The 12,139-nt window shown below is 42.9% G+C and carries 9 protein-coding genes; 8 read left to right on the plus strand and 1 reads right to left on the minus strand.

All coding sequences use genetic code 11. The features are described 5' to 3' along the window. Window positions 1-170 precede the first annotated feature (170 nt). The 6 genes from AB4405_RS14275 (at window position 171) to AB4405_RS14300 (ending at window position 8,389) form a co-directional block, all read left to right on the plus strand. Window positions 171-2,141, plus strand: coding sequence for a replication initiator protein RctB domain-containing protein (locus AB4405_RS14275; RefSeq protein WP_102468855.1), 1,971 nt, complete (start codon window positions 171-173; stop codon window positions 2,139-2,141). Window positions 2,142-2,629: 488 nt separating this feature from the next. Next, entirely contained in the window at window positions 2,630-2,830 is a 201-nt protein-coding gene (locus AB4405_RS14280) for a PA3496 family putative envelope integrity protein (RefSeq protein WP_102469091.1), read from the plus strand. A 121-nt stretch (window positions 2,831-2,951) separates the two neighbouring features. After that, window positions 2,952-3,161 (plus strand): DUF3283 family protein, encoded by a 210-nt coding sequence (locus tag AB4405_RS14285; protein WP_102468854.1) that lies wholly within the window; start codon window positions 2,952-2,954, stop codon window positions 3,159-3,161. Window positions 3,162-3,245: 84 nt separating this feature from the next. Continuing rightward, window positions 3,246-3,962: a YebC/PmpR family DNA-binding transcriptional regulator gene (locus tag AB4405_RS14290; RefSeq protein WP_102468853.1), complete on the plus strand. Its 717-nt coding sequence runs from the start codon at window positions 3,246-3,248 to the stop codon at window positions 3,960-3,962. A gap of 199 nt (window positions 3,963-4,161) precedes the next feature. Continuing rightward, window positions 4,162-7,233, plus strand: a complete 3,072-nt coding sequence (locus tag AB4405_RS14295; RefSeq protein WP_372061466.1) for an EAL domain-containing protein — start codon at window positions 4,162-4,164, stop codon at window positions 7,231-7,233. A gap of 280 nt (window positions 7,234-7,513) precedes the next feature. Further along, on the plus strand, window positions 7,514-8,389 hold the full coding sequence (locus AB4405_RS14300) for an NAD(P)-dependent oxidoreductase (protein ID WP_372061467.1): 876 nt from the start codon (window positions 7,514-7,516) through the stop codon (window positions 8,387-8,389). A 98-nt stretch (window positions 8,390-8,487) separates the two neighbouring features. Here AB4405_RS14300 and AB4405_RS14305 read toward each other — a convergent pair whose 3' ends face one another. Further along, window positions 8,488-9,270 carry a DUF4344 domain-containing metallopeptidase gene (locus tag AB4405_RS14305; RefSeq protein WP_372061468.1) on the minus strand — a complete coding sequence of 261 codons (783 nt, stop codon included), beginning with the start codon at window positions 9,268-9,270 and terminating at the stop codon, window positions 8,488-8,490. A 343-nt stretch (window positions 9,271-9,613) separates the two neighbouring features. Here AB4405_RS14305 and gltS point away from each other — a divergent pair, with 343 nt between their 5' ends. Beyond that, window positions 9,614-10,840, plus strand: coding sequence for a sodium/glutamate symporter (gene gltS / locus AB4405_RS14310; RefSeq protein WP_102468850.1), 1,227 nt, complete (start codon window positions 9,614-9,616; stop codon window positions 10,838-10,840). A gap of 232 nt (window positions 10,841-11,072) precedes the next feature. Beyond that, on the plus strand, window positions 11,073-12,139 hold a 1,067-nt coding region (locus tag AB4405_RS14315; RefSeq protein ID WP_372061469.1), incomplete at its 3' end, for an Ig-like domain-containing protein.

Below are 12,139 nucleotides of genomic sequence, written 5' to 3' on the forward strand. Positions count from 1 at the left end.
TTACAAGCAAAAGTGCAGCCAGATCATTAGATCACTTAATCATATTAGATCAGTATTATCAGATAGATCATAATAATAAAAACCTAAAAATAATCCTTTCTTTATGATCTGTTTTTCTTTATTCTTTGGAACAATATCGGAATTACGGATAGTGTGATATAGATCTAATCATGAGTGACCATAAAAAAGTTTTGATCAAGCTACCAAGAGATCACAAAGGGGGCCACCTCTTTGAAATTACCGAAGCGTCCGTTGATTGGATCGAGCAATACCAACATTTCAAAGGTGTTACCAAAAGCATTCTTGAATTACTTAATTTGATTTCATTGCGTGGATTTAGTTCTAAAGACGGTTATGTGTCTACAACTGAATTGATCAATGCTACAGATGGTAAACTGACTCGCGCGGCAATACAGCAAAGGCTACGTGCTGCTGTGGGTATAGGTCTTTTTACCCAACTCCCCGTTAAATTTGAGGAAGGCCTTGCTGGTAAAACCATGCTCCATCGATTTATTAACCCTAATCAACTCGTGTCCGTTTTGGGTGCCACAAGCTTGATTACAGAGTCGGTGAAGCAATCTGAAAAGCAAAAGAAATCGAAGGCACTCGCACAAACTCAAGTCAATAAGCGATTGCTTAATGAACATGGTCTTTACACACCACCAGCAATGCGTGACGAAGCGGACCAGTTTATTGTTTCACCAACAAACTGGGCAGGGATCATTGATCAAGCGTTAGCACCACCGAGAACGCGAAAAAGCTATCAAAAATCGATGGTTTCAATCTCTGGAACTCGTGCTGTTATTGAAACAAGATCATCTAAAAATATCATGACAGTTGATGATCTCATGACGTTATTTGCATTATTTACTTTGACGGTTCAGTACCATGATCATCATCATGAAGAGTATCAACTTGATGCGAAACATGTACCCAATAAAACACCCCTTTACATTACCGACATACTGGCATTAAGAGGTAAAAAAGATAGTGGCCCGGCACGTGATTCTATTCGTGATAGCATCGATAGAATTGAGTTTACAGACTTTCAGCTACATGAACTTACGGGTCGCTGGTTAAGTGAGAACATGCCAGAAGGTTTCAAAAGTGACCGTTTTCGGTTTATTGCTCGAACGATAACTGCCTCTGAAGAAGCACCACGTGAAGGGGCTGATGGCGAGATTAAAATCAAACCAAATTTGTACATTTTGGTTTGGGAGCCTTCGTTCTATGAAGAGCTCCTCACTCGAGATTACTTCTTCTTGTTCCCTCCAGAAATTTTGAAGCAACATACGTTGGTGTTCCAGCTTTACTCCTACTTTCGTAGCCGTATGGCTCGACGTCATACCGACTGTCTGCTGCTATCCGAATTAAATCAAAAACTAAGCCGTAACATTGAGTGGCGGCGTTTTTCGATGGATCTTCTTCGAGAGCTAAGACGATTAGGTGAAGATCAACAAACGGAAATAGAGTTTGATGTAAATCTATGGGGTTATCACCTGACGTTAACGTGTCTTGATCCTTCTGCTAAGCTCCCAGACTATCAAGTCGACATACGTTGCGATGTTGAGGAAGTACTTCGCTATTCACGAGCGAGAACGACGAATGCCGGTAAGCGGAATATGGCTCCAACCCTACCTAACCCGCTTCGTCATGAATTAGTGAGTCGCAAACAATTGGACGAGTTGTCGTCGATCATCGATGGTGAGTTTGAACCCATTCAGCGTAAATCACCATCTCCGAAAGGTAATTTGGGTCGCAGAGTGAAGCAGCGTAAACACCTTGTTGAAATTAACGCGGATGAAATTACGATAGTCCTATCCAAATATACTTCACCAGAAGCTCTAGAACGCAGTATAACGGCTTTGTCGGCTATGACTGGACATCCACTCGCGTCAATCAAACAAGAGTGTTCTGAATTGATGGAGAAGCTTGATTGGTTGCGTGTCGACGGTAATGTGATCCCATACGAAACATTGAGTGAAGTGGTCGAGTCGTATAACTCACGACAAGAGAATAAACACTTGTCTATTGAAAGGCTGATTTCTGCATTAGCGGTACGTAAGAAAATTTGCAAGAGTGTGTATCAGGGTAAGGTTGATGAGACGGTATTTCGTGTGTTGGACGAAGTCTCTATCTAGTTATTGTACTCGAGACAATGATTTGTCTAGAAGCGCACAGAACGCTGACAGAGCATTGACAAAAGAAGGCAAGGTACTGGCTATTATTTATCCCGAATAGACAACCTTTTGTCCTCTCTAATGAAACATGTAGATTGGCTCATATTGTTACATTCATTCTGATATATTTTTGGCGAGTTCGTTTGAACTCGCTATTTTTTTATCTGTAGAAAATGTGTGTTGATTCGATGAGAGGTTTGGTACCAGTAGGCCATAGAGGCTAAGGAAAAAGGCTAGAAAAAGAGGGATCTAGATCACGTCGAATTTTGACAGCGTAATTCCCAGAATGTACTGCGCAATTTAGTCAAATTCAAAACTTATATTCCCCATTTTTTAACTTCTATTCAGAACTATTGAGTAAGTCACAATCTTGGCTTATTTCCCTTAACAACCCTATTTTCCTTTGCTACAGATTAGGTGTCCTAGACATGGTTTATCTGGAGGAAACAATGTCCATTAATTCTATCGACCATGATGATATGACGTCCATCACGACTAAATGGGATCACTCAGAAGAGTACACGGAAGAACCACGTCTTGCTAAGCCTGCCAAATCAGTGGAAGCAAGACGACGCATAGAAGCGTTGAGAGAAATTAAAGAAAGCGGGTTAACACTCGAGGAAGCTCGGGAGCTTGGTTTAATCCATTGATGGAACGAACGTCAAAGAGGGTGGCAATTGCCACCCTTTCGTATTTTTGATGACTTGATTTGAGTTCAACACTTCATCGGTGTTATATTCGCAGACCACCTGAACTAACCAATGAATCACTATGTCTCACAACTTATCTTTACTGCCTGCCGCAGAAAAAAACAAAGTTGAGCTGGATAAGCAGGCGTCCTATATCGTCTGGCAGCTTAAAGAGGCCAAAGCAGGTCCTGAGGCACTCAGAACTCAGCTTGAAAATATTCGTGATGACGCTGAAAAGGCGTGGTTTGAACAATGTGTAGTCAAATACAAGAAGATGATGGGTGTGTTGTGATTGTTTACATGACTTATCACAATTGATTTGCTTCCGTGATTTGATAAAATCCCCGCATTACACTGAATAAGAGAGAACATCCCGATGGGAAGAAGTTTTGAAGTGCGCAAAGCCTCTATGGCGAAAACTGCAGGCGCAAAAATTAAAGTTTATTCCAAATACGGTAAAGAAATTTACGTTAGTGCTAAAAATGGCGGTAGCGACCCAGATATGAACTTATCGCTGAAGCATCTCATTGCCAAAGCGAAAAAAGACCAAGTTCCAGCACACGTTATCGACAAAGCGTTGGACAAAGCTAACGGTGGGGGTGGTGAAGACTACCATGCTGCTCGTTACGAAGGGTTTGGCCCTGGTGGCGTTAGCGTTATCGTTGATTGTTTGACTGACAATGGCAACCGTACGTTCCAAGATGTTCGTCAGTGCTTTGTGAAAACAGGCGCTAAAATAGGCGGCCCTGGTACTGTTGCGCACATGTTTGAGCACCAAGCTGTATTCCAGTTTCAAGGTGATGACGAAGAAGCCGTATTAGAAGCACTGATGATGGCTGATGTCGATGTGGCGGATATTGAGCTAGAAGAAGGCGTTATCACTGTCTTCGCACCGAATACTGAGTTCTTTAAAGCAAAAACTGCACTCGCAGCTGAATACCCTGACCTGGTACTCGATGTAGAAGAAATCACATTTGTACCGCAAGTTCATACTACGGTTGCAGAAGAAGATGATGAGAAATTCCAAAAATTCCTCGATCTTCTTGATGACTGTGATGATGTTCAACAGGTTTATCATAACGCTGAAGCGTAATGAACGACAAGTAATATGCCGAGAAGAGCCAGTGTTTACTGGCTCTTTTTTTGTTTATATAAACAATATAATCGTCTAATTTTCGACTATTCGTCTCCTACCAAATGTGCGCTTGTTAACATTCCTCAGCACGATGGCTCCATCCTAAGTCAAAAGTTTTTTACTGTGTTTGTTATCACTCGATATGAGCAGCATGATAATGAATGTAAATCAGCATGATACATACTTAACTCCCTCGACCGTAGGGGTAATTTTGCCTATGTTGAGTGGCTTTTATATGGGAGAAATCACGAGTACATTGAGATTCCATGCTCAACGATTAGGCGTCAATCTTGTCTTTTATCGAGTGGGTCATAGACGGGATTTTGATAGCTCGTTTGCTTTTGAGCATATTGATGCGTTGCTCGTTGTGTTGCATGCTGCCGCCTATCCGTTGATTGAAAGGGCTTTGGATAAGGACATTCCCGTGCTGTCAATTGGAGCAAGCTATGCGCCGCTTATGGTGGAACAATTGTCGAGTGATCAGGCCTGTGGGATCGCCGCTTTATACCGCCACTTAGTCGAGCTAGGTCATTCAAAGATAGGGTTTTGCGGTGACCTATCGGTTAACGACGTGCGCATGCGCTTCAAGTCGTTCCAGAGCCAGGTTAAAACGTTTCAACACGAATTTACACTAAACCAACTCTTCAATGTACGTGATGCTTCTTTGCATGGTGGAAGAATCGCGGCTAAACAGTTCTGTGAACGTAACGCTCCCTGCAGCGCTATCATTTGTGCCACTGATCATTGCGCTATCGGCTTAATGGAAATGCTGGCATTGGCCGGGGTTGAAGTTCCAAAAGAGGTCGCCGTTGTTGGAGTGGACAACATCTTTTTAGGAGAGCGATGTCATCCGACGTTAACCACTGTTGACCAAGGATTAGAACAATTGGCGCAAATGGCCATAAGAAGGCTCCTAGAGCGTGTGAATGGTGCACCGTACCAATCTGAAGTTAGCTTGCTTGCGCAGTCTTTAGTCGTGCGTGAGTCATCTGGTGAAGTCGACACCACGAGTTCTGCTCGCACAGAAGGACAACGACCCACCGATCGTCAATTGAACTCAATGTCATCACGGTCGATAAGAGCACAACTACTCTGCCATTCTGATCACTCCCCTGCTGAATTGCACGAGACGTTATACTCTCAAGGTCAGGCCGGATTCTCTTCAATCGCTAATGCTAATTGTCTCTTTGACATGAATATCGCATGGGCAATCGACGGTTCACGTGCTAAGGGAGAATCTTTTGTTTATTCAGATAATTACATTTTGGATCGAACACCCGCCTCGAGCTTAGCCCAGCGTATTTCCCTTGAAGCGTACCCCTCCAACGATGCAACATGTTTTCCTCATCACTTCGTCATGACATTGCTGTGTGTCGCAATACCAGAAGAAAACCGTGAGCATATTCTAGCAGTGTTGGAGGATATATCTGGTTCGCCAAATCTAAGTAAATTAGCCAGCTATCACCACTACCTTGATATGTTGGCGTTGTTCCTTGAGCGAGATGCATTATTGGAAAGTGCAAAGTCTAAAGCTAAGTACTCCAGTGATCTTGCTAATCAGCTGCAGATCGTGAATAACTCTTCAAATGACGCCATCTGGGATTGGGATTTAACCTCAGATCAACTCCATTGGAACAGTCGATTATTGGATATACTGGATTTTCCAAAAGTTGAAGAATATCAGGTGTTTCCAAGCCAAGAATTTTTTAAAAGAGTTCATGCAGATGACCTTGCAGAGTTAGAAGAAAAGTTGACGAGTCATTTAGATACAAACAATACGTTTAAGGCGCAGTTTCGGTTGCAACACAGCGATGGCCGCTACTTATGGGTGTCTGCAAGCGGTCATGCGATTAGGGATGCCTATGGTCGCCCTGAACGTTTGCTTGGAGCAATGACGGATATCACCGAGCAGAAAAGATCCGCAGAAAAAATACAAAGACTTGCCTATTTCGATCCCTTAACTGGTGTCGCTAACCGTCGCCGCATGACTGATACCTTGACCACACATATTAATGAGAATCAGGGGCAGCCCAAAGCAATCATGCTGATGGATCTTAATCGCTTTAAGGTTGTTAATGATACCTATGGGCACGGTGTAGGTGACGCTTTGTTATGCTATGTCGCGAGTGTGCTGCAAAAAGCGGTAAGGAAAAATGACCTCATAGCGCGCTTTGGAGGTGATGAGTTCTTATTTATGTGCGATGTTGAAACCACCGCGCAAGCTTTGGAGTTGGCAGGGCGACTGCTCAGAGCCGTGGAAACACCGTTTGTTCATGATGGCATTGAGCTGCGCACTCAAGGAAGTATAGGTATTGCTTTTTATCCTCACGATGCCCTTCAGGCCGATGATTTGATAAAAAAAGCCGACATGGCAATGTATCGTGCGAAAGAATCAAAGAGTAGAAAAGCCGTACATTACAATGCGTCGATGGCAACGGAGAGCTTACGACTTATCTCTATAGAGGTACAACTTAAATCAGCGATTAAGAACGAAGTAATAGAGGTGTGGTATCAACCTATTTTAGGGGTTAATGATCAACCAACAAAGCGAGTAGAGGCTTTATCTCGTTGGAAGAATGATCAAGGTGTAGAGATCTCACCCGATGTTTTTATTAAGATCGCTGAGGAGTCCGGTCAGATCAAACAACTCAGTGACTATGTACTTATGGTTGTGTGCCAAGATATGGTAAGCCGACGTATCCCATCAGACTACATTGTGTCGATAAACCTGAGTGCTAGTCAGTTAACCCGAGCTCATTTTGCTACGCAATTTATTCAATGCATCCTGTCACATGAATTAAACCCCGAACGCTTTATCATTGATATTACGGAAACGGTAGCGATTACCGATTTAGATCAGAGTATTATCTCGTTGAGTGAGTTACGAGGAGCGGGTATTAAGGTTGCTCTTGATGATTTTGGAACCGGCTTTTCTTCGCTTTCTTTGCTTAAAAAGCTGCCGCTCGACGAGGTAAAGATTGATAAAACGTTTATACACGATCTGGACGGCAACTCAGCCAATCAAGTAATGCTAAAATCCTTAGTATTGATGTCGCACGCGTTTGGTTATCATGTTGTCGCAGAGGGCGTCGAAACAAAAGATCAGCTGCAAATTATTCAATCACTGGGTTGTGATTATGTCCAAGGCTATCTCTTTGACAAACCGATGTCGATCGAGAATTTGTCTGGTCACCTAATTGATCGATACCACGATATGTTCGTTGATTAGTCCTTGATCATGCTTCTGTGAGCGCCCGCGGATCGTCTTCTCTGATGTTGTCAGCATTGCATGTAAGTGATGGCTGCCTGTAACAATGTATACTATTTCTTATTTTCTCAAAGAAGCTATGAAACAATGCGTTAGTGATTCCTCGAAGGTTTTCGTGTAAAAACAACACTTGCTGACGGTAATTTGAGTTTTGGTATCGTGATTTTCTGTTCGTAACACATCATCACAATGCAACGTACCTATTAGCAATAACCTACCTATTAGAAATAAGGAAGAGACAATGAAGGTGAGTTTTATTGGCCTTGGCGTTATGGGTTACCCAATGGCAGGGCACTTAGCAACATCAGGTTTTGAGGTGACGGTTTACAATCGAACAACAGAAAAAGCACAACGTTGGACGAGTGAATACAACGGGAATTATGCAGAAACGGTCGCAGAGTGCGTAAAAGACGCTGATGTCGTGGCGGTATGCGTGGGGAATGATGACGATGTACGTCAAATGACCATTGCCGAAAACGGCGCACTAGCTGCCATGAAGTCGGGTGCAATTCTTATCGATCACACAACCACATCGGCACAACTTGCCGAAGAGTTAGGGGCTGCTGCCGCAGCATCTAGTATTCAGTTTATGGATGCTCCTGTATCTGGTGGACAAGCTGGCGCAGAAAATGGTGTATTGACGATTATGTGCGGTGGTAGTGACGCTATTTTCTCTAAGCTGCAACCAGTATTTAACGCTTATGGTAAATCCTCCGTTCTTATGGGGGCGATTGGGCAAGGCCAACGAGCAAAAATGGTCAATCAAGTTTGTATTGCTGGCGTGTTGACTGGGTTATCTGAAGGTCTGCTTTTGGCTCAAAAGAGTGGTCTCGATATACCATCGTTAGTCGATTGCTTAAAGAACGGTGCTGCTGGATCTTGGCAAATGGAAAATCGTGCTAACACAATGGCACAAGATAAATTTGACTTTGGTTTTGCTATTGATTGGATGATTAAAGATTTAGGTTTTTGTCTTGATGAAGCATCCCGTCAAGGAATCACCTTGCCTTTGACTCAGCAATCTATCGAGCGCTATCGTGACCTATCAGAGCAAGGTGAAGGCCGTTCAGATACCTCTGTACTGTTTAAAGCGGTGAAAAAACAAGCGACATCATAATTTTACACTGTAAAATTATGATGTAAAAACAAAACAAGAAACAGAGGTACGAGTGGATATCACTTTCGTACCTTTGTCTATTTGGACGACTACCATGGCTATGATTCTTCTTCGGTAGGCTCCTCTATTTGCAGCACATAACGCCAGTTCTCATCAATCTGCATAAAGGTCTGTACGCATACTTCTTTTCTTTCATCTCGGTAATCTTGTTCTACCTCATCGAGAAGCGTTGGGTATTGTTCAGGGTTGCTGCCGTATACAAGGCACAGCGCGCTAAAATACCTTTGTAAGTCAAAGCTATGTTCGCCGATATATTCAGAAATATCATAGTACTCAGGACGACTTTCTGATTCGAATGAAAACATGTCAGCAGCGCTGATAACGGCATCAGCCCCACCTTCCACATAATTAATCATTAACACCGCGGCAAAGTTATCGACGGCATCTTCTTCTTTACCGAGAATTGGAATGCGTTGGTCAGCAATGTAAGCATGACCAATTTCATGGAGGAGGGTGTGTAACATGACATCCACCGCCCCTTGAGAAGCGGGTTTGCCAAACTTCTTTTCGTACTTGTGTTTTAGAAAGTAGTTGAGCGAATCGATATAAAATTGGTAAGGGATGAGGATTTGATGCTGTTGTGGGTCATAGAGTGGTCCGTCGTCTGCGCCATAAGTAATCGTGAGTGCTTGGTCAAATTTGAAATACGATTGAGATAATTCAGAGACGAGATCATCCAACTCACTCTCTTGCAACGCTTGTTGCGCTTGTTTATCTGTCGTGCTAGTTGCTGGATTGTATTCAAAATTGATTGCAGAGAATCCATTGCTGGAAAAAGCAAGTGTGAGTAATCCGATTACGAGAGTTGACTTCATTTTCATTCATTCCTTCCTTGTCCTGAATTGTCGACCATTAGGATTAAAGTATGTCGTGTGCTATAATCCTTCGCCTAAAACTCACGTTGTGTAGTGATTTTTTGCCTATTTTGTCTCGCTCAGTATAGACGGTTTTTTGATTAACTCGATGTTTATCAGACCAAAAGTCATCTTATATGTCAGTATCTTGAGTTCAAATCGCACCCTAAATTTACAAACTGGATTGACCCTAACAAGGTTGTTTGGTGATGTTGTTATTGTCGCTATTTATCCTAAATTGTTACTACACGTACATAAATTAGCCTAACCTCATTAAGGAAGATGAGCGATAAGTATACAAAGAGGTTATATGAACAACACTATCTCTGTTGGAACATTAGAATCCTTCTTGATCGCAATCAGCGTTCTTTTTCTCGGACACCTGATCAACAGTAAATTACCCGCCTTAAAAAAATACAACATCCCAGAGCCGATTGTCGGCGGTCTGATTGTTGCTTTTATCATCACCATTATGCATTTTAATGGCATCAATTTAGAGTTTTCATTACCGTTACAAAAAACGTTTATGCTGATGTTTTTTAGTACGGTCGGGCTCGCTGCGAACTACACTCAGTTGCTAAAAGGTGGGGCAAAAGTATTCTTGTTCTTGGCGGTCGCCTCAGCTTACATCATTGTCCAAAACGCTGTTGGTGTGGGTATGGCGAGTGCACTTGGCTTAGAACCTATTATGGGGTTAATCGCCGGTTCTATTACGTTATCCGGTGGTCACGGTACCGGGGCCGCTTGGGCGCAAACCTTCACCGACACCTTTGGAATTGAGAATACCCTTGAGATTGCCATGGCATCGGCCACATTTGGTTTAATTATTGGCGGTATTATCGGTAGCCCAGTGGCACAACGACTTATCGACAAGAACAACTTTGAGTCGGAATACGGCCGCGGCAACGATACACATGAACGTTTCCCTGAGCTTGTGACTTATAATGAATACGAAAAAGACCGAGTTACAGCTAAAAAAGTCATTGAGATGCTGTTTATTTTATTACTCTGTGTCACTGGTGCTAAGTATTTGCATGAATGGGTTAATAGCTTTGAAGTCTCGTGGTTGATGATCCCAGACTTTGTTTATGCCTTGTTTATTGGGGTATTTATTACCAATGTGTGCGAAGTCTCGAAATCGTATAAAGTCGATGCGGAAACCATCGATATTCTTGGGACGGTATCATTGTCGTTGTTTCTTGCAATGGCGTTAATGAGCCTGCAACTATGGAATATTTTCGATTTGGCGATCCCGTTTTTGATTATTCTTGCTGTTCAATCTGTGATTTTGGGGTGCTTTGCTTATTACGTGACATTCCGAGTGATGGGTAAAAATTATGACGGGGCCGTGATTGCCGGTGGACACTGTGGTTTTGGTTTAGGCGCGACACCAACGGCGGTCATGAATATGGGGTCAATTGTTAATCGTTTTGGACCATCACCACAAGCGTTTATGGTGGTTCCTATTGTAGGGGCGTTCTTTATTGATATCGTTAACCTCATCATCATTCAGGGTTTCATTACCGTAATAGGTTGAATACTGAAACTGCTTAAAAAAAGTCTCGCAATTGCGAGACTTTTTTCGTTTTTGAGACAATACAAAAAAACATGGAAGAATAGTTTCAATTAGATGAATGCTCTGGTATCTAAATGTAATGAGAATGTAGGTTTTTTGGTTCGCCTGCAGTTAAAAACATTATATATAGAGTTAGCTAGGTCTGAATACGACGTTATTTCCGAAAGCAGGGAAGTAACACAAGGAGTAAGTCATGAGTGTATTGTCTCTAATTGGATTGGTGCAAGTTTCTGGTACGTTGGTGCTTGATAGCGCGGGTAAGCTAGCGTTGCTACCTGAAGGGGTCGCTCCTAGAGTCGGTGATGTAATCATTGATGTATTAGAAAATGCTGAGATTGAGAATGAATTATCAGTTCAATTGATTCAAGAAGATGGTTCTGGTCAAAATATTGTGGCACCAGAGTTGGATGCAGAGCAAATTATCGCCCAAATTGAAGCGGGTGATGACCCTTCCGAGAATCAAGAACAAGCTCCTGCTGCTGGTGAGCTGCAAGGATCAAGTCTCATCGCTTCAGGCAGCCTTCTTCGTGAAAACGCTCAGACAATTGCACAGACCCAATTTGATACAACAGGCCTTGAAGCACAAGGGCTTAACCGGACCCAATCCCTCGTGTTGCTTCAATTTCTAAGTAACTCTGCACCTGTTACCTTTAATCAGTTCAGAAATTTCGACGAAGAGTCGCAAGACAACTTGTTGTCTTTGGCACTACCAACGGATGCGAACAATGACCAATTGACAATCAGGGTCACCTCACTTCCGTTGCTTGGCGCGATTACGCTGGGGGACGGCTCTGAAGTTTCTGTCGGTGATGAGCTAACACTAAACGAACTCGCTAACCTTCAGTATGACGCACCGTCAGATTATCAAGACGGCGAAGAGGTAGGTAGCCTTGATTATACTGTTGATGATGGACGAGATGCACCCAACTCAGTTCAGTCTGGTGGTGTCGAGATAACACTCAATGAGGTTAACGACGCTCCTGTCGCCTATGACGATGATGTTAATACGGACGAAGATTCTGTTTTAAATGGTGTGCTTCCTGAGGCAACGGACGTTGACGGCACTGTTAACGCTTATGCTTTGCTTAATGATATTCCTGAGGATAAAGGTGATTTAACCTTTAATGCTGATGGTACGTATTCCTTCAATCCTGGTGATGACTTTCAACAACTGACCGATGGTCAAACTGAAGACGTGACCTTTACTTACGTTGCGATTGATAACGAAGGGCTCTCAAGTGAGCCACAAACCATCACCAT

The organism is Vibrio sp. 10N.261.51.F12, from assembly GCF_041471725.1.
GTDB lineage: Bacteria > Pseudomonadota > Gammaproteobacteria > Enterobacterales > Vibrionaceae > Vibrio.

Coding starts and splice junctions, on each gene's coding strand:
- gltS (WP_102468850.1), top strand. CDS start 9,614: ATGAACAACACTATCTCTGTTGGAACATTAGAATCCTTCTTGATCGCA.
- AB4405_RS14285 (WP_102468854.1), top strand. CDS start 2,952: ATGTCTCACAACTTATCTTTACTGCCTGCCGCAGAAAAAAACAAAGTT.
- AB4405_RS14290 (WP_102468853.1), top strand. CDS start 3,246: ATGGGAAGAAGTTTTGAAGTGCGCAAAGCCTCTATGGCGAAAACTGCA.
- AB4405_RS14275 (WP_102468855.1), top strand. CDS start 171: ATGAGTGACCATAAAAAAGTTTTGATCAAGCTACCAAGAGATCACAAA.
- AB4405_RS14280 (WP_102469091.1), top strand. CDS start 2,630: ATGTCCATTAATTCTATCGACCATGATGATATGACGTCCATCACGACT.
- AB4405_RS14305 (WP_372061468.1), bottom strand. CDS start 9,270: ATGAAAATGAAGTCAACTCTCGTAATCGGATTACTCACACTTGCTTTT.
- AB4405_RS14295 (WP_372061466.1), top strand. CDS start 4,162: ATGAATGTAAATCAGCATGATACATACTTAACTCCCTCGACCGTAGGG.
- AB4405_RS14300 (WP_372061467.1), top strand. CDS start 7,514: ATGAAGGTGAGTTTTATTGGCCTTGGCGTTATGGGTTACCCAATGGCA.